The organism is Mycobacterium sp. (assembly GCF_039583785.1).
Taxonomy (GTDB): Bacteria; Actinomycetota; Actinomycetes; order Mycobacteriales; family Mycobacteriaceae; genus Mycobacterium.
The window spans coordinates 24,854-47,482 of sequence record NZ_JAVKSG010000025.1 but is presented as its reverse complement, the minus strand read 5'-3'; the positions used below and the strand labels follow the sequence as shown (position 1 = coordinate 47,482).

Annotated in this window: 22 protein-coding genes and 1 pseudogene; 7 read left to right on the top strand and 16 right to left on the bottom strand. The window is 66.2% G+C overall.

Going from position 1 to position 22,629, the window contains the following annotated elements:
- Positions 1 to 194, bottom strand: a pseudogene (locus tag ABDV69_RS10455) (flavodoxin family protein); the annotation flags it as partial.
- Between the two features lie 500 nt (positions 195 to 694).
- Between ABDV69_RS10455 and ABDV69_RS10450 the strand changes: the two are divergent.
- The 4 genes from ABDV69_RS10450 to ABDV69_RS10435 all read left to right on the top strand — a co-directional run bounded on the left by ABDV69_RS10450 (position 695) and on the right by ABDV69_RS10435 (position 3,279).
- Entirely contained in the window at positions 695 to 991 is a 297-nt protein-coding gene (locus tag ABDV69_RS10450) for a glutaredoxin domain-containing protein (RefSeq protein WP_343573903.1), read from the top strand.
- 319 nt (positions 992 to 1,310) lie between these two features.
- A complete protein-coding gene (locus tag ABDV69_RS10445) occupies positions 1,311 to 1,889 on the top strand; it encodes a peroxiredoxin-like family protein (protein WP_343573901.1) in 579 nt (192 codons plus the stop codon).
- Positions 1,886 to 2,431 (top strand): redoxin domain-containing protein, encoded by a 546-nt coding sequence (locus ABDV69_RS10440; RefSeq protein ID WP_343573898.1) that lies wholly within the window; start codon positions 1,886 to 1,888, stop codon positions 2,429 to 2,431. Before ABDV69_RS10445 ends, ABDV69_RS10440 begins: the two co-directional genes overlap by 4 nt.
- The gene (locus ABDV69_RS10435; RefSeq protein ID WP_343573897.1) at positions 2,428 to 3,279 is read left to right on the top strand and encodes a cytochrome c biogenesis protein CcdA; all 852 of its coding nucleotides are present in this window, start codon (positions 2,428 to 2,430) and stop codon (positions 3,277 to 3,279) included. The genes ABDV69_RS10440 and ABDV69_RS10435 overlap by 4 nt, the downstream gene beginning before the upstream one ends.
- A gap of 29 nt (positions 3,280 to 3,308) precedes the next feature.
- On the opposite strand, the gene ABDV69_RS10430 is transcribed toward ABDV69_RS10435, so the two are convergent.
- The 6 genes from ABDV69_RS10430 to ABDV69_RS10405 all read right to left on the bottom strand — a co-directional run bounded on the left by ABDV69_RS10430 (position 3,309) and on the right by ABDV69_RS10405 (position 8,990).
- On the bottom strand, positions 3,309 to 3,785 hold the full coding sequence (locus ABDV69_RS10430) for a hypothetical protein (RefSeq protein WP_343573895.1): 477 nt from the start codon (positions 3,783 to 3,785) through the stop codon (positions 3,309 to 3,311).
- Positions 3,786 to 3,810: 25 nt separating this feature from the next.
- Entirely contained in the window at positions 3,811 to 4,629 is an 819-nt protein-coding gene (locus ABDV69_RS10425) for an LLM class F420-dependent oxidoreductase (RefSeq protein ID WP_343573893.1), read from the bottom strand.
- Between the two features lie 21 nt (positions 4,630 to 4,650).
- Positions 4,651 to 5,727, bottom strand: coding sequence for a poly-gamma-glutamate hydrolase family protein (locus ABDV69_RS10420; RefSeq protein ID WP_343573891.1), 1,077 nt, complete (start codon positions 5,725 to 5,727; stop codon positions 4,651 to 4,653).
- Between the two features lie 109 nt (positions 5,728 to 5,836).
- A complete protein-coding gene (locus tag ABDV69_RS10415) occupies positions 5,837 to 7,117 on the bottom strand; it encodes an Nramp family divalent metal transporter (RefSeq protein ID WP_343573908.1) in 1,281 nt (426 codons plus the stop codon).
- 2 nt (positions 7,118 to 7,119) lie between these two features.
- A complete protein-coding gene (locus tag ABDV69_RS10410; protein ID WP_343573890.1) occupies positions 7,120 to 8,196 on the bottom strand; it encodes a diacylglycerol kinase in 1,077 nt (358 codons plus the stop codon).
- Positions 8,197 to 8,198: 2 nt separating this feature from the next.
- A complete protein-coding gene (locus ABDV69_RS10405; protein WP_343573887.1) occupies positions 8,199 to 8,990 on the bottom strand; it encodes an SDR family oxidoreductase in 792 nt (263 codons plus the stop codon).
- A 637-nt stretch (positions 8,991 to 9,627) separates the two neighbouring features.
- Here ABDV69_RS10405 and ABDV69_RS10400 point away from each other — a divergent pair.
- On the top strand, positions 9,628 to 9,921 hold the full coding sequence (locus ABDV69_RS10400; RefSeq protein ID WP_343573885.1) for a hypothetical protein: 294 nt from the start codon (positions 9,628 to 9,630) through the stop codon (positions 9,919 to 9,921).
- Between the two features lie 91 nt (positions 9,922 to 10,012).
- Here ABDV69_RS10400 and ABDV69_RS10395 read toward each other — a convergent pair whose 3' ends face one another.
- Genes ABDV69_RS10395 through ABDV69_RS10385 form a run of 3 tightly spaced genes read right to left on the bottom strand, consistent with a single transcriptional unit; the run spans position 10,013 to position 13,258 of the window.
- Complete coding sequence (locus ABDV69_RS10395) at positions 10,013 to 10,912, bottom strand: Ku protein (protein ID WP_343573882.1); 900 nt, start codon at positions 10,910 to 10,912, stop codon at positions 10,013 to 10,015.
- Positions 10,913 to 10,949: 37 nt separating this feature from the next.
- A complete protein-coding gene (locus ABDV69_RS10390; RefSeq protein WP_343573881.1) occupies positions 10,950 to 11,861 on the bottom strand; it encodes a carbohydrate kinase in 912 nt (303 codons plus the stop codon).
- Positions 11,858 to 13,258 (bottom strand): mannitol dehydrogenase family protein, encoded by a 1,401-nt coding sequence (locus ABDV69_RS10385; RefSeq protein WP_343573879.1) that lies wholly within the window; start codon positions 13,256 to 13,258, stop codon positions 11,858 to 11,860. Before ABDV69_RS10385 ends, ABDV69_RS10390 begins: the two co-directional genes overlap by 4 nt.
- Before the next feature lie 188 nt (positions 13,259 to 13,446).
- On the opposite strand from ABDV69_RS10385, the gene ABDV69_RS10380 reads away from it, so the two are divergent.
- The gene (locus ABDV69_RS10380; protein ID WP_343573877.1) at positions 13,447 to 15,711 is read left to right on the top strand and encodes an ATP-dependent DNA ligase; all 2,265 of its coding nucleotides are present in this window, start codon (positions 13,447 to 13,449) and stop codon (positions 15,709 to 15,711) included.
- Here the strand turns inward: ABDV69_RS10380 and rnhA are convergent.
- Positions 15,651 to 16,172, bottom strand: coding sequence for a ribonuclease HI (gene rnhA, locus ABDV69_RS10375; protein ID WP_343573875.1), 522 nt, complete (start codon positions 16,170 to 16,172; stop codon positions 15,651 to 15,653). The two genes, ABDV69_RS10380 and rnhA, sit on opposite strands and share 61 nt — an antisense overlap.
- Before the next feature lie 171 nt (positions 16,173 to 16,343).
- Here rnhA and ABDV69_RS10370 point away from each other — a divergent pair, with 171 nt between their 5' ends.
- The gene (locus tag ABDV69_RS10370) at positions 16,344 to 18,272 is read left to right on the top strand and encodes a fumarylacetoacetate hydrolase family protein (RefSeq protein ID WP_343573907.1); all 1,929 of its coding nucleotides are present in this window, start codon (positions 16,344 to 16,346) and stop codon (positions 18,270 to 18,272) included.
- Here the strand turns inward: ABDV69_RS10370 and ABDV69_RS10365 are convergent.
- The 5 genes from ABDV69_RS10365 to ABDV69_RS10345 form a co-directional block, all read right to left on the bottom strand.
- Positions 18,269 to 19,186, bottom strand: a complete 918-nt coding sequence (locus ABDV69_RS10365) for a class I SAM-dependent methyltransferase (protein ID WP_343573874.1) — start codon at positions 19,184 to 19,186, stop codon at positions 18,269 to 18,271. The genes ABDV69_RS10370 and ABDV69_RS10365 overlap by 4 nt on opposite strands.
- A gap of 203 nt (positions 19,187 to 19,389) precedes the next feature.
- Positions 19,390 to 20,256 carry a TIGR03619 family F420-dependent LLM class oxidoreductase gene (locus tag ABDV69_RS10360; protein WP_343573873.1) on the bottom strand — a complete coding sequence of 289 codons (867 nt, stop codon included), beginning with the start codon at positions 20,254 to 20,256 and terminating at the stop codon, positions 19,390 to 19,392.
- Between the two features lie 42 nt (positions 20,257 to 20,298).
- Complete coding sequence (locus ABDV69_RS10355) at positions 20,299 to 20,481, bottom strand: hypothetical protein (protein ID WP_343573872.1); 183 nt, start codon at positions 20,479 to 20,481, stop codon at positions 20,299 to 20,301.
- 40 nt (positions 20,482 to 20,521) lie between these two features.
- Positions 20,522 to 21,730, bottom strand: coding sequence for a DUF4873 domain-containing protein (locus ABDV69_RS10350; RefSeq protein ID WP_343573869.1), 1,209 nt, complete (start codon positions 21,728 to 21,730; stop codon positions 20,522 to 20,524).
- Positions 21,727 to 22,629, bottom strand: a complete 903-nt coding sequence (locus ABDV69_RS10345; RefSeq protein WP_343573866.1) for a diiron oxygenase — start codon at positions 22,627 to 22,629, stop codon at positions 21,727 to 21,729. Before ABDV69_RS10345 ends, ABDV69_RS10350 begins: the two co-directional genes overlap by 4 nt.

Below are 22,629 nucleotides of genomic sequence, written 5' to 3'. Positions count from 1 at the left end.
GTGGCGATGTCATGATCGACAGCTCGGATGTGATCGACCGCGACTCCGTGTCTGGCCATCAACGAAGCGCTGGCGTCGATCAGACCCTGGGTGTGGCTGAGTTCGGGTGACTTTTTCAGAGTGCAATTGACGTAGACCGCGCGGAGCTGATCGAACGTCGGTGCTGCGTTTTCGGGTAACTCGTCTGTCTGCATTGTCTGGGCATCTCCTCTTCAAAGGTTCGGTGTTCACCGGCTCCGGCGAACTCGCGTCAGGACAATCGACGAGCGCCCAGCTGTTTATGTGTCATGCCGCAGCGTCCCCAACGGCAACTATGGGAAAGCAGGTAGCTCGGGCGCGTCGGGTACGCAGCGTTACACAACCGTGCCACCATATTGGCCGGGGTGTCACCTTCCTGACAATGACGACGACCGAACTGCATCATGTCGGTCACGGCCGCTTGCAGCGCTGGGCCCGCTGGCAGACATCGTCGACCTAAGATCGCCGGTCGCTTATCGGCGTAAATGGTCAGCCAGATGACAAAACTCTAGCCTGAGCATGGGCATTCGGGTGTCCTGGGCCGCTGAGGGCACCGTGCAGGCTGGTCCCTCGGATAGCGTCCGCGATACTGCCCCTATCACGACGCCGGCTTGAGTCCGTCGTATTCCAGCTGACCGCGACCCGGCGAGGAGCAGTACACAAGGAGGAGGGTGCAATGACCAACCCGGAAAGAACGGATCCGGTGGTCGAGGTGTACTGGCGACCCGGCTGTCCATTTTGTCGCATGCTGTTGAAGCCGCTGCGGGCAAGCGGGCTCAACCTTCGCGAAGTCAACATCTGGGAAGACCCCGAAGCCGCCGCGCGTGTGCGGTCGGTCGCTGACGGAAACGAAACCGTACCAACGGTTTTCATCGGTGCGCGGGCCATGGTCAATCCGACTGTGCGGCAGGTGCTGGCCGCAGCCCGCGGTGAGAAGGCGCCAACGCCGTGGTGGCGGCGTTGGCGACGCTAGTCCACGCGGGAAGGGGCGCATGCCATCGGTCGCCGGGCCGTGGCGATGTACGTCCTGCCGTATCCGAGCGGCGCGGTGTTTTTCGCCAGCGACTGGTCGGATGTGATGACGCCGCGTCGACAAGCTTCCCGGCGTCGTGGACCAGCAAGACCGATAGGAGCGTTCCACCGGCGACGCGGGTTGGGACTGCTGTGTCCACGTCGAGTTCACCGGGGGCCGCCGACCGGCGCGCGGGTGCTCAGCAAGACCAGATGCAAACTGTCATCGCGCTGACAAACGGGTTTCGACGGCGGTGCCCATGCGCGCTAGGCTTTCGCCTGTGTCTACCCAGTTAAACAGCGGCGCAACTATTCCGGCTCTCCGATTGGAGACCATCAACGGCAAGGCCGTGGCGATTCCGGCGTCGCCGGGACGCACGCACCTGCAGTTCCGACGATTCGCGGGCTGCCCGATATGCCACCTGCATCTACGCAGCTTCGCCGACCGGCATCGGGACGTCGCGGATGCGGGGATCAACGAAGTGGTGTTTTTCCACTCGGCAGCCGAAGAGTTGCGGGGTTACCAGTCTTTGCTGCCGTTCTCGGTGATCGCCGACCCCGAGATGGTTCACTACCGTGCGTTCGGAGTGGAAAAGGGCCTGCGGTCCGTCGCAGATCCGCGGGCGTGGGGCGCTGCCGCTCGAGGGTATGCAAGCGCGTTTCGGCACCGGGGTGACCCGAATAGTGCTGGCGTCGGATCTACCGATGGCACAACCCATTTGGGAATGCCGGCTGATTTCCTCATCGATCCCGACGGAACGGTGGTCGCCGTGCACTACGGGCGGCACGCCGACGACCAGTGGTCGGTGGACCAACTGTTGGACATCCACCGGTCGACCGGCCGAACGGAGTCGGCGTGATTAATCGTCGAATTGTCGCCGCGCTCGCTGTCGGCGCGACGCTGGCCGCCGGGTGCGGTTCGCCGCCGGCGCCGTCAGCGGCGACCCGAGCCACTTCGGGTGCCGCTGCCGCCCAGTCGCCCGACGGCAGAACCGTTCCCCCGGAACTGCGGTTTACCGCGAAAACACTTGACGGACAAGAGTTCACCGGGGCAAGCCTGATGGGTAAGCCCGCGGTGCTGTGGTTTTGGACACCGTGGTGCCCGACGTGTCAAGGCGAGGCGTCGATGGTCGGCCGGGTCGCCGCGGCCCACCCGGGTGTCACCTTCGTCGGAGTTGCCGGTCAGGATCAGGTGCCCGCCATGAAAGAATTCGTCGACAAGTACAAGGTGAGAGATTTCACCGAGTTGGCCGACACCGACGGGACGGTCTGGGCCACTTTCGGCGTCACCCGGCAACCCGCGTTCGCGTTCATCCACCCCGACGGCAGCGTCGTCCTCGTCAAGGGTCCGCTTTCGGAGGCCGATCTCACAGAGCGGGTATCGGGCATATCCAACCGATGATCGACTCGATCGGTTTTGCCCTCGGCGCGGGGCTGGTGGCCGCGCTGAATCCGTGTGGTTTCGCGTTCCTGCCGGGCTACCTGGGGTTGGTGATCGCCGGTGGCGGCACCGAGTCGTCACGGCAGGCGGCGTTGGTCCGCGCGGGCACGGCAACGGTGGCGATGTCCGCCGGATTTGTCACGGTGTTCGGCGTCTTCGGGCTGCTGCTGTCGCCGCTGATCGCCTCCGCGCAGAAGTACATGCCGTTCGCGACCGTCGTCATCGGTGTCTTGCTGGTGACGCTGGCGGTGTGGCTGTTGGCCGGCAAGGACATCACCGTCATCCTTCCCCGGCTGTCTCGTGGGGCGCCGACCGCGCAGCTGCGATCGATGTACGGCTACGGCGTGGGGTATGCGATCGCATCGCTGTCGTGCACCATCGGACCGTTTCTTGCGGTGATCAGCGTGACCTTCAACCGAGGCTCGATACTGACCGGCATCCTGGCGTTCATCGCCTATGCGGGCGGCATGACGATCACCGTCGGGGTAGCCGCGTTGGCGGTGGCCCTGGCCGGGTCGGCGGCGACTGGCACGCTTCGTCGCATCCTCCCGCACGTCGGCCGGATCGCCGGCATCGTCGTGTTGATGACCGGTCTTTACGTCACCTACTACGGCTACTACGAGATCCGGGTCTATTTCACCGACGCCAGTCCCGATGACCCGATCATCAAGGGTGTTGGGGCGGTGCAAGGTTGGCTGGCCAATCAGGTCGATGCCCTGGGCGCCCTGCCATTGCTGGGTGCGCTCGCGGGTCTGGTCGCAATTGCGATCGGCTGGCGCATGGTGGCGCGCCACCGAGCCAGCCGCTGACCGGGCGGCGGCGTAGTCCCGGCGCGCTCTTACATCCAGACCAACAGCCGTGGGCTGCCGGGCGTCTCGCGCCGAAACGCGATCGGCTCGTCGATGCCGTCCAGCGTGAGCCGCACCTCCGCCGCGTCGGCAGCGACGGCGAGGATCGTGCCGATCGTGTAGTGGCGATCGTCGTCCCACTTGACCGTGGCGTACTGCCCGAGGTGTTGCACCGCCAGGTCTTCGGGCGCGACCTCGGTCGGGTGCGGCGGTGGTGTCGCCACCGCGGCATCCAGCTCGTCGGCGACCGGTGCCGGTCCCGCGTCGTCGGCCCACGCGTTCTCGTCGCCGAAGTATTCGCCGTCGTCGCCGTCGTGCTTGAGCTGCCCCAGCGCCGGCACTTCGTCCTCGATCCACAGGCGCCAGCCTTGCGGCGGCGGCGGCCACGAAGGATCCGGCGACCAGTCCGCCTGCGGCGCCCAGCCCTTGGGAGGCTTCGGCCAGTTGGGGGGTGGGTTATAGCGCATCAAACAACCATACGGAATTCGGCGGTCAGTGGAGCTCGGCTATGACTTTCGCGATGGTGTCGACGTGGTTTTCCTGGAAGGTGAACGACGTCAGGCCGTACTTCTCGCGGTAGCCGCGCAAGGTGTCGGCGATGCCGCTCGGCGATCCGCTGAGCACCGAGGGCAGGGCCAGCAACTGCTCGTCGGACAGTTGGACGTACCTGCGGGTGAGCGCCAGGTCGGGCTGCTCGGAGTCGCCGGACGGTACGGCGGTGATCGCGAGGTTCAGCTCAAGATCGGCGAACCGGTCGCCCGCGGCATTGCGGACGAACTCGATCCGCTCGGCGAGCGGGTCGGCGGCATCGCCGGAGCTGGCACCCGTCAACCCGATGATGTCAGCCTGCCGGGCGGCGATCGTCAACAGCCGATTGCCGTTGCCCGCGATCAGGATTGGCACCTCGGGCAGATGCTTCTTCAGGTAGGTGGTGACGTGTTCGAGGTAGTCGACGCGCTGCCGTGCGGTGGGGTATGGCAGCTCTGCAGCGTCGAATTCCTCGCGGACGTAGCCGGCCCCGAGGCCCAGGTCGAGGCGTCCGCCGCTGAGCTGGTCGACTTCGCCTGCATCGCGAGCCAGCAGCGCGGGCTTGTAGAACCCGGCGTTGAGCACGTAGGTGCCCAGCCGCACCCGCGAAGTCGCCGAGGCGATCGCCGTCAGCACCGGAAAGGGTGCCGGGGCGCCGAGGTGATCGGGCAGGTGCAGGGCATCGAAGCCGACGTCCTCGTAGCGCTTCACCTTGTCCTGCAGAGCAGTCAGCGACTTGGCTGCGTGAATGCCCAGCGAAAAGCGTAAGGCCTTGTCGGCCATCGGCCACCTCCGATTGTGTGGTTATGTCGACGGTGATTGCCAGGAACGGGCCGCGGTTGCCAGGCCCTGCACCAGGTCGGCGGTCACCGAGGACAATCCGTCGGCACCGGGTAGTGGGCTGCGGGGGCTGATGCCCCTGACTCGGATTGGTAATTCCAATTGTGTTCCACCATAACGGGTCTGGTTGACCGGGTTCCGCGGATGCAGGCCCCGCAGCTCGGGCGGGATCACGTCGAGGTCGGTGACGACGTGATAGCCGGGCAGGTCGAGATGTGCGGCGACGTGGGTGGCCAGCCCGCGATTGCCGCCGCCGGCCAGCAACTGGGTGGCGCGCCCGATGCGTCCGTAACCGTGCAACGACACCGCGACGTCGACGTGGTCCAGAAACTCCGCCAGACGCACGGACTCCTCGCGAACGAAGCGCGCGGACGACAGGTGGTGCGGATAGCGGTCGGGATGCCGGATCAGGTACACCGACGCGTCGGCCGCATCGGCGGCGCGCGCGGCGATCACGTCGGTCATCTGTTCCAGACCGCCGCCATGAATTGCCAGGAAACCGAAGCGCGACCGCAGCCGGCTGGTCTCGACCACGTCGTCCTCGGCAAGTAGTTCCGAAAGCGATTGCGGCGCAGATGTTGTCGGCCGCGGCCGGCGGCGCGGCCAGCGCGAAGGCTCCCATCTGCGCAGAAAGTCGATCCAGTGCGCAGGTAACCCGTGATGCAGTGCCCCGTCGATGATGCGTTCCAGATAGCCGGGTCGCGGCGGCCCCAGGCTCACCCGGTGGTCGATGTAGACCCACGCCTCCGACGGTCCGTCCTCGGTCTGCACCGTCAACTCGTCGCGCCGGTAGCGGACCGGAACACCCTCGGCGCGGTCCAGGGCGGCCAGATCGTCGTCGGACAGGTCCCAGACGACTCCGTGCACCTTTGTCCCGTGCAGCGGTTCGACGGTGGCCACCCCGCGCTGATTGATCAGCCAGTCGTGGTCGGAGAGCACGGCACGGCGTGGATTGGCGGCGTCGGGACACCGCTGCGCCATCTGCTGCACGCACAGGTTGGACCCGTACGCGAAGTAGGAATGACGGCGGCGTTGCGTCACGAGGTCGATGTTAGCGGAGCGAATTATTTGCTGGGCCGCGAACGACTTCTGATCGCATTGCGGGGTCGCGGAAGTCACCGGCGCGAGGACGACAATTCCGAGGCCCGGCCTAGCCTTTGGCGCTGATCGTCAGGTAGATCAGCACGACGTTGAGCAGGCTGATCAGCGTGCCGATCACCCAACCGACGGCCGTCGTGACGCGGTGGTTGGCGTCCGCTCCCATCAGCTCACGATCACTGGTGAGCCGAATCAGCGGAATCAGAGCAAACGGAATGCCGAACGACAGAACCACCTGGGACAGCACCAGCGTGCGCGTCGGATCCAAACCCAGAGCCAGGAGCAACAGCGCGGGCACCAGCGTCGCCAGTCGCCGCCACACCATCGGGATCGACCGGTGCAGCAGACCCTGCATGATCATCGCGCCGGCATAGGCGCCCACCGACGCCGACGCCAGGCCCGACGCCAGCAGGCCGATCGCGAAGAGCGCGGCGATCACCGGGCTCACGGTGTCGTGTACAGCGGTGTAGGCCACCTCGATCGAACCGATGTCGCCGTGGCCGTGCATGTTCAGCGCGGCGACCAGCAGCATGGCGGCATTCACCCCGCCCGCCACCACCATGGCCAGCCCGACATCCAAGCGGGTGACGCGCAGTAGCCGCCGCCGCTGGGGGCCTGGCTCCGGGTGACCGTGCCGATCCCGGGTCAACCCGGAATGCAGGTACACCGCATGCGGCATCACCGTCGCGCCCAGGATGGCCGCGGCCAGCAGCACGCTTTCCTTGCCGAGGAATCGTGGGACCAGGCCGCCGACCACGTCGCCGGGCGGCGGCGTCGCCACGAAGAAGCTGGCGGTGAAGCCGATGGCGATCACCAGCAGCAGCCCGGTGATGACGCGCTCGAAGATCTGCTGCCCGCGCTGATCCTGAACGCGCAGCAGCAGCAACGACACGACACCGGTGATGACCCCGCCGAGCAGCAGCGGCAGCTTGAACAGGATGTGCAGCGCGATTGCCCCGCCGATCACCTCGGCCACGTCGGTGGCAATCGCGACGAGCTCGGCCTGAAGCCAAAACGCCAGCCGGACTGGACGACTCAGCTTTGCGCCGATGGACTCGGGCAGCGAGCGTCCGGTGACCAGGCCGAGCTTCGCCGACAGGTACTGCACCAGGCCCGCCATCGCGGTGGCCAGGACGATGACCCACAGCAGCGCGAAGCCGAACTGCGAGCCCGCGCTGATGTTCGCGGCGACGTTGCCCGGGTCGACGTAGGCGATGGCGGCCACGAAGGCGGGCCCGAGCAGATACCACCCGGTTTTGAGCCGCGCACGGGTGTCCTCGGCCACCTCACCTACTTTCCGTCGAGCGAATAAGAAAGTGAGGTTAGCCGAAATTTCTAGGCGGGCGAATACAGCCCGCGACCGGTGATCAGCGGCAGGTCCAGCGTGGTCCGGATTCCGGCGGGCGCGGCAACCACGGCGGGGATGGCATTGACGACGCGCATCGCCGTCGCCACCAGACCGGCATGGTTGTGGTCGCCGTTGGGGCTGCTCAGGCAGACGTCGATGGCATACGACGGTTCACCGGTGATCTCGATCCGGTAGCAGCCACCGGGCTGGGCCGGCTGCGGCCAGTCCGGGCACAGGTCATCGCGCAACCGGGTGACGTGTTCCAGCACGACCGCTGGATGGCCGTCGACAAGCCCCTGCACTTCGAATCTCAGCGCCGCGGCGCTGCCCTTGGGAATGTGTCCGCACGCGATGTCGAAGTCCTCAGGCGCCGGAACCCGTTCCTGCCGCTCGGTGACCGCGTCGAGTTCGACGCCCAGTCCGGCGGCAAGCTGGCGCACCACCGATCCCCAGGCCAGGCTCAGCACTCCAGGCTGCAGCAGCATCGGGATGTCGTCGAGCGGCTTGCCGAAGCCCATCACGTCGAACATGACGGTCGCGCTGTCATAGGTGGCGTAGTCGACGATCTCCATGCAGCGGATCTGCTGGACACTCTGACAGGTTCCGGCCAGCGCCAGCGGAATCAGGTCGTTGGCGAAGCCGGGGTCGATGCCGTTGACGAAGAGGCTCGAATTACCCTCTCGGGCAGCGTCTTCGATGGGCTTGAGCATGTTGTCGGGTAGCGTCTGCCACGGGTACTGCAGGAAGACGGCGCTGCTGCCGACGACGTTGACGCCGGCGGCCAGGATGCGCCGGTAGTCCTCCAGCGCGTCGGGCAACCGGTTGTCGGCCATCGCGGTGTAGACCGCGCACTGCGGGCCGGTGGCCAGCACCTCGTCGAGGTCGGTGGATGCCGTTATGCCGGTTGAAACATCAAGGCCGGCAAGCTCACCGGCGTCTTTGCCGGCTTTGGAATCCGAGGACACCCATACCCCGGTGAGTTCGTAGTCCGGGTTGGTGATCAGTGCTTTGAGCGCGTGGACGCCGACGTTGCCGGTGCCGATCGCGACGACTCGAATGGCCATGGTCACAGGTCCGGAATCGGTAGGTCGAGGTTGGGGAAGCTGATGCCGCCGTCGACTTCGATCACTTTGCCGGTCAGGTAGGCACCCGCCGGAGACGCCAAATACACCGCGGCGGCGGCTATCTCGTCGGGTTGCCCGAGTCGGCGCAGGGGCGTTGCCTTCTCCATCGGCTCGCGCAGCGCGTCGTTGGAGGCGACGATGTCCAACGCGGAGGTGGCGATCGAACCCGGCGCGATCGCGTTGACCCGGACCCGCGGGCACAGATCCAGCGCGGCCAGTCGGGTGTAGTGGGCGAGTGCGGCTTTGGCGGTGCCGTAGGCAGCGAACCCGCGACCGGCCACCCGTCCCATCGTCGAGGTGATGTTGATGATGCTGCCCCCGCCGGAGTGCTCCAGCATCAGCGGGACTGCGGCGATGGTCAACGCGTGGGCGGTGGCGACGTTGAACGTGAACGCGTTCTTGAGGTCTTTCGTCGACGTGGTCAGCAGCCCGTTGGGCATGGTGCCGCCGACGTTGTTGACCACGATGTCAAGTCGCCCGAACGCCTCGACGGCCTTCGCGGCCAGCTCGGCGGTCGCTTCGGGCTGGGCCAGGTCGGCGGTGACGATGTGGGCCCGCCGGCCCGCGGCGCGGACTTTTTCGGCGACGGCCTCTAGTTCGGATTGGGTGCGGGAGGCGATGACGACGTCGGCGCCGACGTCGGCGAACGCCAGCGCGATGGCTGCGCCGAGACCACGCCCGCCACCGGTGACGACGGCGACTTGGTCGTCGAGTCTGAATTTATCGAGGATCACGGGCGTCACCGTAGCAAGGCGTCGGCGGCCACGGAACCCCATTTCTGAAACACGTTCTAGTTGGCGGGCACCGTCTTCGCCGACGGGATCCGGGCCCGTTCGCACACATGCTCGGCGCGGAGATGATCCGGCAGCGCACCCGCCGCGTCCGATGACGATCCACCACCTTTCTAGTCACTCGCGGCCTGTAGCCAGTCGCTAACGCATCGCGTCTGCGACTTTTCCCTTGAAACCCTAGTATTCGGCTGGCGCAACCAACGGCGGCGAGATGCCGCCGTCTTCCAGAGAAATGGAATCCCACAATGACGACGAGAGTATTGATGGCCACGGTCGGTGGTGCAGCGGCAGCCTTGGCCGCTGCCGTTATGTCGACCGCACCATCGGCCTCGGCTGGTAGCGACTTTTGCAATTCGCTTCCCACCCCCGCGCAAGTTCATGATTGCAGCTGCGGCGCTGACAACGTCCCCGGTACTCCGGAATATCAGCAGTGCTTGCACGGAAATGCGGCTGCCCCCGGACCGGCCAGCACACCGCCACCCGCGCCGCCCGGCTAATCTCCGGCGCCTTTCTGATCGCCTCAGCATGCAGAAGCGGTAGTCTCATTGTTCGCGAGCTGGGCTGTCAACGGGAGGCAACCATGTTGCGCTGCATGGTCGGAGGAGCGGCTGCCGTGCTGATGGCCGCGGAGATGCTCGCCTCAGCGCCGGCGGCCAGCGCCGGCTGCCAGTACGGCGGACCACCCGTTCTCAGCAAGTGCGATGGACCCGTCCAGCCCGACGGCACCTGGCAGCGCTGCGTCGCAGCTACTCAGTTGGTCTATAGCGGCGCCAGTTCGTTCCTGGTACCCGAAAGGCACTGTGACGTAATGGGTCCTGACCAGCACCCCGGGGATCTCGGTTTGGCTGACCCGCCCTCGCACATCGACGGCTGAGCTGGCGCCAGCTGCCCGGGGTGCCCTGCGGTACCTGTTGGCCCAGCCAGTTGCAGGGCATCAGCACTTCCGCGCAGCGCGTTCGGCCCGCTCAGGACTTGGAAGCGGCCTTGGCCGACGCCTTCTTGGCGGCGGCTTTCTTCGCTGGCGACTTCTTCGCAGCTGTCTTTTTGGCAGGCGCCTTCTTGGCTGCAGCCTCGCCGGAGCGCGCCTTGACGCTGGCTTCCAGCTTGGCCAACAGGTCCGAGACGTCTTCGGTCTCGTCCAGCTCCTTCGGCTTCTCTTCGGCGGTAAATGCTTGTCCACCTTCGAGTTTGGCCTGCACCAACTCCTGCAGCTGGGCCTGATAGTCGTCGTGGTAGCGGTCGGGGTCGAAGTCGTCGGCCATCGACTCGACGACCTGCCCGGCCATTTTCAGCTCCGCCGGCTTGACTTCGACGTTCTTGTCCAGCACCGGGAAATCGGGATCGCGGATCTCGTCCGGCCACAGCAGCGTGTGGATCACCATTACCTCGCGCTTGCTGAAGTCCTTGACCCGCAACGCCGCAAGCCGGGTCTTGTTGCGCAACGCGAAGTGCACGATCGCCACCCGATCCGTCTCGGCCAGCGTCTTGGCCAGCAGCACATAGGATTTCGTCGACGTGCCTGCTGGCTCGAGAAAATAGCTCTTGTCGTACATCATCGGGTCGAGCTCGCTGGCCGGCACGAATTCCAGCACCTCGATCTCGCGGCTGCGCTCCTCGGGCAGCGTCGCGATGTCGTCGTCGGTGATGATCACCATCTGGCCGTCGTCGGATTCGTAGGCTCGGGCGATGTCGCGGTACTCGACGACCTCGCCGTCGACCTCGCACACCCGCTTGTACCGGATGCGGCCGTTGTCCTTGGCATGCACCTGGTGGAACTTGATGTCGTGGTCCTCGGTCGCGCTGTACACCTTGACCGGGACGTTGACCAGCCCGAACGAGATCGAGCCCTTCCAGATCGCACGCATGCTGTCAGTATGCCCACCCGGCTGGCCGGCTACGCGTCTATCGCTGCTGCGCCGCGGCGGTCAGCGCGTCCCGATCCGGCAGGTCAGCGCCCGGTCGCGCCACGGTCAGCGCCGCGGTGGCGCTACCGGCCTCCAACACCTCGGTCAGGGTGTCCACGCCGATCGCGGCCAGCCCGGCACGTCGCTCGGCGCCGAGTAGGCCAAGTCCCCACAGCGCGTCGAGCAGGCCCACCATGAACGAGTCACCCGCGCCGACGGTGTCGACCACCCGCACTGCCTGGGCCGGCATGCGGCCCGCACCGGCCGCGCAGAACCCCATCGCACCCTGGTCGGCCAATGTCACCACCACCATCGCCGGCCCCAACGCCAGCCAGGTGTGCGCAATCTGCTCGGGCGAATGATCGGCGTCGACCCAGTGCAGGTCCTCTTCGCTGACTTTCACGATGTCGCTGCGCTCGACGAGATGTTCGATCCGTTGACGGGCCAGTCGCGCGTCGGCAATCAACGACGGCCGCACGTTCGGGTCGAAGCTCACCGTCGCCGTCAGGTGGTAGGCGTCGACGAGCGCGGCCACCGCAAAGCACCCCGGTTCCTGCACCGCGGCAATGGATCCGGTGTGCACAAGAATTGGCGACGCGACCGTCGGTGTGCCGTCCAGCTGCCAGTCCAGATCGAATTCGTAGTCGGCCGATCCGTCGGCGGCGACAGTCGCCCGCGCGGTGCACGTCCGATCCGCGGCCTGGCTTCCCGAGACAAGCTGCGCACCTGAAGCATTGACATACGTCGCGATGCGCTGGCCATACGGGTCGTTGCCGATTCGAGTCAAGAAGTCGACGTCTCGACCCAGCCGACCCAGTCCGACGGCGACGTTGAGCGGGCTACCGCCGACATGCTCGTCGCGGCCCACGATGTCGATGAGCGCTTCGCCGATCACCAGCCCGCGACTCATTGCGCCAACGCCGCCATCGTCGCGCGAGCTCCCTTGCCGTGCAACGAATCCAGCGCCCACCGGTAGGCTTCGACGAACCGGTGCTGATCGGCCAGATCCGCGAACACCGCGGTGCTTTCGATGAACGCGCACGCGTTCTCGCGCTGCGACCGGGCGATCGGCACCAGCGAATCCGCCAACCGGTCGAGCACTTGGTACGGTTCACCCCGCTCGTCGACGCCCTCGGCGTAGCGGGCCCAACTGGCCACCGCCGCCGACGCGAGGGCGACCGGCCCGTCGTTGGCCAGGTTGTCGCGGATGACCGGCAACAGCCACTCCGGGATGCGGTCTGAGGAGTAGGCGCAGATCCGCGCGACGGTGTCACGCACGGCCGGGTTGGCGAACCGCTCGATCAGTGTCTGCCCGAATTGATGCAGGTCGATCCCGGGCACCGGCGGCAGCGTCGGGATGGCCTCGTTCTCCAAGTAGGAGCGCAGGTATGTGGCGAACAGCGGATCCCGCGCCGCGTCGTGGACGAACTCGAAGCCGCACAGGTGGGCGAAGTAGCACAGGCACTGATGTCCCGCGTTGAGCATCCGCAGCTTCATCAGCTCATAGGGACGCACATCGTCGACCACCAGCACGCCCGCCAGCTCCAGCGGCGGCCGGCCGTCGGCGAAGTCGTCTTCGATCACCCAGGCGCTGAACGACTCGGCCACCACCGGCCATCGGTCGTCGACACCGAAGGCGCGTCGCACTTCCGCGGCCATCTCCAAAGTCGTTGCCGGGGTGATGCGGTCGACCATCGAACACGGGAACCGGGCATGCTCGCCCACCCACTCGGCCAATGCGGGATCGACGCGTTCGGCTCTGGTCAGCACGGTACGTTTCGCTACCCCGCCGTTGTTCTCGATGTTGTCGCAGGAGACGATCGTCGGCGCGGGGATTCCCTGCTTGCGGCGCCTGGCCAACGCGTCGGTGATCAACGCGAATGCCGGTCCGTCGGGGTCGCGGTACCCGCCCTCGGTGACGGTCAGCGAGATGATCCGGGTGGTCGGCGCGGCAAGCACCGCCAACGCCGCCTCCGGATCGTCGGGGCCATAGCGATAGTCGATGATCGAGCCGATCACCTGCGCTGCGCGGGTGCCGTCGGGGTTCTCCAGGATCAGGGTGTAGAGCCCGTCCTGACCGTTGAGGACGTCGCGCATGGTCCGGTCGGCGGGCATCACCCCTACCCCGCAGATGCCCCAGTCCTTGGCCAGGCCCTGCTGTAGCAGCGAGTTCAGGTAGGCAGCCTGATGGGCGCGGTGAAAGTGGCCGACACCGATGTGCGCGATCCCTACCCTGACGCTGCTGCGGTCATATGTCGGCGCGTCGACCAATGTCACTGTGCGGCTATGGCCCTCGTCGGCAGACACACACATCACGATACCGACGCCGAGTCCTTCTCGGGGTCGTCGATGCGCGATGGGCAACCCTTGCGGTGGTAACACCGAAGCTACCCGCGATCTTGTCCGGCCCGTGGCGCGCCAACCGCCACGAGATGCTGTCGAGGACAGACGGCAGCGGTGGTGAGACGTGAGACCGGCGGCGTAGGTTGACAAACATGCCGCTGCGGGTCAAGTTGACGAACGCCGACAAGGTTTTATACCCCGCCACCGGGACCACCAAAGCCGACGTATTCGAATATTACGCGCGCGTTTCCGCGGTGATGCTGCCCCATATTGCCGGCCGTCCGGTCACCCGGAAGCGCTGGCCCAATGGCGTCGAAGAGTCGTCGTTTTTCGAAAAGCAGTTGGCCACTTCGGCGCCCGATTGGTTGCCGCGCGGCGACATCGCTCACCGGTCCGGCACGACGACGTATCCGATCATCGACAGCGTGGACGGTCTGGCCTGGATCGCCCAGCAGGCCGCGTTGGAAGTCCATGTGCCGCAATGGCGTTTCGAGGCCGTATGGGCACGCAAAGGCGAACAGCTCAAACCCGGCCCGGCCACCCGGCTGGTCTTCGACCTCGATCCGGGTGAGGGTGTGACGATGGCGCAGCTCGCCGAGGTGGCCCGGGCCGTCCGTGATTTGATCGCCGACATCGGGCTCGCGACGTTTGCGCTGACCAGCGGGAGCAAGGGGATGCACCTCTACAGCCCGCTGGACACACCGGTGAGCAGCCGCGGTGCGGCGGTGCTGGCCAAACGCGTCGCGCAGCAACTGGAATCGTCGATGCCCACGTTGGTCACGTCGACAATGGCCAGAAGCGTGCGGGCGGGCAAGATATTCCTCGACTGGAGCCAGAACAACGGCTCGAAAACCACCATCGCGCCGTATTCGCTGCGCGGCCGCGCCTATCCGACCGTCGCCGCGCCGCGCAGCTGGGATGAACTCGACGACAATAAGCTTCGCCAACTGCGCTACGACGAGGTGCTCGAGCGGCTCGAACGCGACGGGGATCTGCTGGCCCCGCTGGACGCCGACGCACCTGTCCCTAACCGGCTGGCCAAGTACCGCAGCATGCGCGACGCCGACAAGACGCCGGAGCCGATGCTGATCACTAAACCGGTTGCCGGACAAGGTAACAGCTTTGTCATCCAGGAGCATCACGCCCGCCGGCTGCACTACGATTTCCGCCTCGAACGAGACGGCGTGCTGGTGTCGTGGGCGGTGCCGAAGAATCTGCCGGAGACCACCGCGGTCAACCATCTGGCGGTACACACCGAGGACCATCCGCTGGAGTACGGCAGCTTCGAGGGGACGATTCCGAAAGGGGAGTACGGCGGCGGCACGGTGACCATCTGGGATTCCGGCACCTACGACACCGAGAAGTTTCGCGACGGCGGCGACAGGGGTGAGGTCATCGTCACACTGCACGGGCAGCGAATCTCAGGCCGCTACGCCCTGATTCAGACCGACGGCAACCAGTGGCTGGCGCACCGGATGAAAGACCAGCACGTCTTCGACTTCGACGACTTGGCACCGATGCTGGCCACGCATGGTTCGGTGGCGAATCTGGCGGCCCCGCAGTGGGCATTCGAGGCCAAGTGGGACGGTTACCGGCTGCTGGTCGACGCCGACCACGGCGAGGTGCGGCTGCGATCGCGCAGCGGGCGTGACCTGACTGCGGAGTTTCCGCAATTGCGTTCGCTGGCAGCCGGGCTCGTCGATCATCACGCCGTACTCGACGGCGAGGTGGTCGCGTTCGATGCGTCCGGTGTGCCGCGGTTTTCTGAGATGCAGAACCGGGCGCGCGCCACCCGCATCGAGTTCCGGGCGTTCGACCTGTTGTATCTGGACGGGCGATCACTGCTGCGGGCGACGTACCGCGACCGGCGAAAGCTGTTGGAAACATTGGCTTCGGCCGGTGGTCTGAATGTGCCCGGCTTGCTGCCCGGCGACGGTGCCGAGGCACTGGAGTATTCGCGCGCGCGGCAGTGGGAGGGCGTGGTCGCCAAGAAGCGTGACTCGACTTACCAGCCGGGCCGTCGTTCGGCGTCCTGGGTGAAAGACAAATACTGGAACACCCAGGAAGTGGTCATCGGAGGTTGGCGGGCCGGCGAGGGTGGACGCAGCGGCGGGATCGGTTCGCTGCTGATGGGCATACCGGGTGCCGATGGACTGCATTTCGTCGGACGTGTCGGCACCGGCTTCACCGAGCGCGACCTGGCCAACCTGAAGAAGGTGCTGGAGCCGTTGCACGCCGACGAATCACCCTTCGCGGCAAGGCTTTCCACTCAAGATGCCAAGAAAGTGACGTTCGTGAAGCCGACGCTGGTAGGCGAGGTCCGGTACAGCGAGTGGACGTCGGACGGCCGGCTGCGTCAACCCAGCTGGAGGGGGCTGCGGCCGGACAAAGAACCCGGCGAAGTGGCCCGGGAGTAGGAGCCGATCGCGTCGCTCAGGCCCCGGGTCGCCAGCTCGTCGGCCAATTCGTTGTCGGCGATCCCCGAGTGCCCCTTGACCCAGAACCACTCGACCCGGTGGCGCGCGCAGGCCAGCTGAAGCCGCTTCCACAGATCAACGTTTTTCACCGGCTGCTTCGCGGCGGTCTGCCAACCGTTGCGTTCCCAGCCGACCACCCACTTGGTGATGCCGTTGCGGACATAGGTGCTGTCGGTGTAGAGGTGCACCCTCACGGGTCGGGTGAGTGCCTCCAGCGCCATGATCGGTGCGGTCAACTCCATCCGGTTGTTGCTGGTCTCGCCGGAGTCGCCGCCGCACATCTCGCGGACGTGCTGACGCTGCCGCAGCACCGCTCCCCAGCCGCCGGGGCCGGGGTTCGGTCGGCATCCACCGTCGGTGTGGATGATCACCAAGTCGTCGGCAGGCTCGCGCTCGCTCACCTGCCGAGAATAGGGGCTTCAGATCATCGCCGAGCGGACCGACACCCCGAGCGCGTGACCTGGGTGGTGCGGTCGGCACCGACGGTGAACCCGGCTCGTGTGCAGGAACGCGGTGGGTCGGTGACCCCGATTTCGACGACGGTGATGGTGATAGTCGATTACGGTATCCCGATGCGGTGGCTTACTTTTCGAGACGACAGTGGCCCGCGGACTGGTGTGCTGGCCGGCGACGTGATCCACCCGCTGCAGCCCGGCGTGAGCCTGCTCGACCTGATCGCGAGCGGGACTCTGGCCGAGGCCGGGACGGAAGCCCTGCGTTCGGCGACGACGGTACCGCTGGATGAGGTGACGCTGATGGCCCCGATCCCGCGTCCGCCGTCGATCCGGGACAGCCTCTGCTTCCTCGACCACATGCGCAACTGTCAGGCGGCGATGGGTGGGGGCCGGGTGCTCAAGGACACCTGGTACCGGATCCCGGCGTTCTACTTCGCCTGTCCGACAACCGTTCTAGGTCCCTACGATGACGCGCCGATGGCGCCCGGGAGCGTCTGGCAGGACTTCGAATTGGAGATTGCCGCGGTGATCGGCACCGCGGGCCAAGACCTGTCCGTCGCCGACGCCGAACAGGCGATCGTCGGATACATGATCTTCAACGACTGGTCGGCGCGCGACCTGCAACAGCTGGAAGGGCAACTCGCGATCGGCCAGGCCAAGGGCAAGGACAGCGGCGTCACGCTGGGCCCGTACCTGGTCACCCCCGACGAACTCGAGCCCTATCGCCGTGACGGCACGTTGAGCCTGGACGTCACCGCGCTGGTCAACGATGAGGTGGTGGGATCCGGTTCGACCGCGCAGATGGATTGGAGCTTCGCCGAAGTCATCTCGTACGCGTCGCGCGGCGTGATGCTTACCCCGGGCGACGTGTTCGGCTCCGGCACGGTGCCGACCTGCACGCTGGTCGAGCATCTCGACCCGCTGGCGCCCGAGAGCTTCCGCGGTTGGCTGCACGACGGCGACGTCGTCGCGTTGCGAGTGGAAGGCTTGGGCGAGACACGTCAAAAGGTTCGCAAAACCCCGGCGCCGCAACCACTGTCACCGCGGCCCAATCCGGACGCCCGACCCGCCAAGCGGCGGGTCAACCCGGCGCCGGCGAAAATCCCGTACACCCGCGGGCTGCATGAGGTCGCCGAACGCGTGTGGGCCTGGATGCTGCCGGACGGTGGGTTCGGATGGAGCAACGCGGGTCTGGTGGTGGGTGACGGGGCGTCGCTGCTGGTGGACACACTGTTCGATTTGCCGTTGACCCGCGAAATGCTGGACGCGATGGCGCCGATCACCGATCGCGCACCGATCACCGATGCGCTGATCACCCACTCCAACGGCGACCACACTCACGGCAACCAGTTGCTGGACATGGGCGTGCGGATAATCGCCGCGACCGGCACCGCCGACGAGATCGCCCACGGCATTGCGCCCGAGATGCTGGTAATGGCCAAGAACACCGACTTGGGCCTCGTCGCGACACCGTATCTGCGAGAACGATTCGGGCCCTTCGATTTCAGTGGCATCACGCTACGCAACGCCGACCAGACCTTCGACGACCGACTCACCATCGAGGTCGGCGGCCGGGTGGTGGAGCTGCTCAACCTCGGGCCGGCGCACACCGCTGCCGACTCGGTGGTGCATGTGCCGGACGCCGGGGTGCTGTTCGCCGGGGACCTGCTGTTCATCGGCTGCACACCGATCGTGTGGGCTGGGCCGATCGGCAATTGGGTCAAGGCGTGCGACGCGATGATCGCGCTGGGCGCTCCGACGGTGGTTCCGGGTCACGGCCCGGTGACCGATGCCGACGGAATCCGCGCGGTGCGCGGCTATCTCGCTCATGTCGCCGAACAAGCCGAAGCCGGCTATCGCAAAGGCCTGTCGTTCGTGGAGGCGGCCGACGCCATCGACCTCGGGCAGTACGCAGACTGGCTCGACGCGGAGCGGGTGGTCATCAACGTCTACACGCACTATCGCGAACTCGACTCGAACACACCGCAATTGCCCGCGATGGGGTTGCTGGCGATGCAGGCCGAATGGTTGGCCAAGCGTGGCTAGAGCCTGACTGCCCGGGCGAATCTGATCGCGGCGGGCGCGCTGTTCTGTGCGTCGGCGTCCAGGGGTGCCAGGCCGGCAGCGGCGAACAGGTCGTCGCGCCCCGATCGGGTGGCGTCCCATCCGTTCTGTTGCAGATACGCCGTGACGTCGGTGTGCTCGCCGGGGTAAGTCAGGTCGGGAATGTGCAAATCCAGGCCGTGCTCGTGCCAGCGGTCGGTCAGGATCCGCGCCTGCCGCTCCTGCTCGGGCGTCTGACTACGCACGGTGCCGTAGTCGGCAGCGAACCTGCTGTCTGCCGCCGAGAGCGCGGTGATGTTGTCCAGCAGACGGACCTCGGCCTGCGGCGGCAGAAACCCGATCAGCACGCCCTCGGCCAGCCACGCCGTCGGTTGGCCGGCGTCGAAGCCGGCGTCCTGCAGTGCTGCGGGCCAGTCTTCGCGCAGGTCGATGCCGACGGGCCGGTGTTCCGCGCGGGGCAGCGCGCCCATCTCGGACAGCGTCCGATTCTTGAACGCGATGACCCCGGGCTGGTCGATCTCGTAGATCGTCGTGCCGGCGGGCCAGGACAGCCGGTACGGCCGGGCGTCGAGTCCAGAGGCCACGATCACCACCTGGCGCACGCCGGTGCCGGTCGCTTCGGCGAAGTAGTTGTCGTAGAAAAGCGTGCGCGCGGCAAACATGTCGACCATCCGGGGAAAGCCTTCGTCGCCGTCGACGTCGGCGAAGTCGAGTTCGCCGCTGGCCACTTTGGTAAAGAACGTCAGCCCGACCGCGCGGACCAGCGGCTCGGCGAACGGGTCGTCGATCACCGCGTCGGGTCGACGGCTGGCCGCTGCGCGCGCGGCCGCGACCATGGTGGCGGTGGCACCGACGCTGCTCGCCAAATCCCAGCTGTCACGTGCTGTTCTCGCCATGCGGACCTCTCCGATTCGGCTCTGGGGTCAATGCTAGGCGGGGCGGCTGAACGTTTCCTTACGGTTGCCCGATGACTTCTGTGCAGTTCGAAACACCCGAAGGCAACATCGCCGGCGTGCCGCTGAACCGGCCGGACCGGATGAACGCCATCGACGGATCGTTGATCAACGAGATGGACCGCGTGTTGGAAAAGCGCCCGCCGCTAGGTTTGCGCGATCACGTTCTCGGCGAACATCTCCAGGTTGCGGATCTTGGTTTCCAGCGGTTCGGTGTCCTGACCGGTGATGTAAGGAATTCGGAAACCGACGATCACGTCGGTGACGCCCTTGTCTTCCAGACGTTTGACGCCGTCGAGGGTGAAGCCGTCGACCGAGATCACGTGGATCTCGAACGGGCCGGTTTTGCCCTCCTCCTCGCGAAGTTGCTTGACCCGCTTGATGAGTCGGTCGAGTTCAGCCGGGTCGCCGCCGCCGTGCATCCAGCCGTCGGCGCGCGCCGCCCGTCGCAGCGCGGCGTCGGCGTGGCCGCCGATCAGGATCGGAATCGGTTGTGTCGGAGCAGGAGTCATCTTCGTCTTGGGGATGTCGTAGAACTCGCCGTGAAATTCGAAGTAGTCGCCGGTGGTCAGGCCGCGGATGATCTCGATACATTCGTCGATGCGCTTGCCACGCTTGGCAAATGGGACGCCCATCAGCTCGTAGTCCTCCGGCCACGGGCTGGTGCCGACGCCGAGGCCCACCCGGTTGCCGATCAGCGCCGCCAGCGAGCCGGCCTGCTTCGCGACCAGCGCCGGTGGGCGGATCGGGAGCTTGAGGACGAAGAAGTTGAACCGCAGGGTCGAGGTCACCGCGCCCAGAGCGGCGGTCAGGACGAATGTCTCGATGAAGGCCTTGCCGTCCAGGAATTCGCGGTTGCCGTCGGGGGTGTACGGATATTTCGAATCCGATTCGAACGGGTAAGCTACGCTGTCCGGGATTGTCATGCTGGCGTAGCCGGCCGCCTCGGCGGCCTTTGCCAGCGGAATGTAGAACGTCGGATCCGTCATTGCTTCCGCGTAGCTGAACCGCACACCGTCTCCTCACCTCGGTTTGCTGCGCATACCGGACGAATACTAGGCACGTTCGGTGGCCGTCGACCACCAGGTGCCGATCCGGTACCGCGACACGGATGGTTCCGGATGCCAGAGGTTCGCCCTCGACAGCATCGTGCTTCTCAGGGCCTCGACCTCGCCGGCCGAGGTGCCGACGGCCACCACATTGAGCGGGGTGTTTTCGGTTGCCCGTACGCCTGCCACCGTTCTGCAAGTACTCAACGGGGTGGGAAGGCGAGTCCGTTTACCGCGGCATGGGTCCAGGCCACTCGCGGATGGCTAGACGAACTGCGAGACCGGCGAGCGCGAACGGTGGCTCACCGGCGCCGGCGATCGAGTGCGTGCCCTGCGGCGTCTGCTCGGTGATGCGAGCCGGGGCGCTGCGCTCGCCGACGGTCACGGTGAGCGAGCGGGCTTTTTTGAATTCGTCGGATAGCTGGCCGAAAACTGTTCCCTGCCAGTGGTATTGGCCATCAAAGGGTTCGATGTGGCCGTTCAGCGCAACGCGAACCTGCTCGGAATTGTCTGAGGTGCTCAGGGTTGCCAGGCCACGGTAGATGTCGTCGGCTGCACCCGGCGACGATAGGTCGAACGCCGAGGCATCCAGGTGCCACGACGGTGCGCGCAGGTGAACCCGCTCGTTGAAGACGCTTTGCGCGCTGCGGCGGACCTCGATTCGGCCGTGCCGGCCCATCAGCTGCAGGCACCCGACGACGTAGGGCATCGCTGTCGCGAACTGCGGCCCGGTGGCCGTGAAGTAGTTCGGGAAACCGTGCATCGCGAGGCCGAGGAAGGGCTCGGCGCCATCGACCCACGCCTGCTGAATGCTGATGCCGTGGGCGCCCACCAGCGTGTCGTGCGGCAGCCCGGCTCGCACCGCGAACCCGGTGCCGTAGACGATCGCATCGGCGTCGTGATGGCGGCCGTCGACGGTGCGAACGCCGACCGCGGTCACCTCCTCGATCGGCGGGGTGATCACCTCGATGCGGCGACGCCGTGTGAAGCGCTGGGTGCGTCGCAGCCGCTGGACTGTGCGCCGTGGTGCGAGCGGGAAGACCTCGACCGTCGCGCCCGCCCCGGCCATTCGTTCGATCAGCTCACCGGCGCTGGAGTCGGCGCCGATGACGGCGACCCTGGTGCCGGCCGGGTCGAAGAACGTGGAGGGCATGGCGGCGTGCATCGCAGAGCCACGAAAGTCTCTGCGGCCCGACAGATCAGGAAGTAGCGGAACGAACGGCGATTCGCAGGAGACCACCACGCGGCCGTGGCAGGTCTCGCCGTCTTCGGTCGTCAGCGTCCAGGTGTCGGTGTCGTCGTCGAATACCGAGCTGACCACCTCGCGGTCGAAGATCACGAAGTCATGGATGCCGGTGGCCAGCAACGCGGTGGCGGCGTCGCCGTCGCCGACCAGGACGACGTTGTGGATCCGCTGGGTCACTGGAGTTTGGGTCACAGGAACTTGGTCCGCGTCCAGCCGCGGCGCGCCAACGGGCCCATCAACCCGACCTCGTCCAGGAACTCCGCCAACGGTTTGAAGCCGGCCACCTGCACGTCGTGGCGGTGCGGGCTGTTGCGCGCCAGCCGACGCGCCTCGCGGACGGCCATTCCGGCGCGCGCGTACTGGACCTTGTTGGTGAACAGATAGCGGAAGAACCAGCCGCCCAGCCCGTTGATGTTGCCGACGAACCACCGCTCGGGCCGTCGCATCTGCGGTGCCCGCTTGCGCAGCCCGTCGCGGGCAAACTGGATGTGGCGGGCCTCTTCGGTGACGTGAATTCGCATGAGCCGCTGGATGATCGGCTGCAACTCGGGGTCGTCTATCATCTGCCGCTGCAGGGAGTCGAAGATCTCCTCACCGATCAACGCGGCCACCCAGAGCACCGAGCCGCGGAAAAAGAACGGCAGCGTGTTGATGATCATCCGGTGGTAGAGGCGAGGGCGCACCGGTTTGGCGCCGACCCGCTCGATGGCCTTGCCGAACATCACCATGTGCCGGGTCTCGTCGCCGAGTTCGGTCAATGCGTAGTGGGTGGACCGGCTGGTGGGGTCCTTGTGCATGATCTTGCGCAGCAGCGCCTGGTTCAGGATGTTCTCGAACCAGATGCCGGCGGACAGGGTGTTCACCAGTTCCTGGCGGGACAACTCGATCTGCTGAGCGCGAGTCATGCTGTCCCACATCGGTGTTCCGTACAGGGACACGACCTGGGGCGGCAGGTAGAACTTGTCCGGGTCCAAGGGTGCGTCCCAGTCGATATCGACGACCGGTGCATAGGACTTCTTGACCGAACCCTTGAGCAATCGGTCCGCGAAATCCTCGCGACCTCGTCCCGCAGGCTTCACCGCACTAGTCAT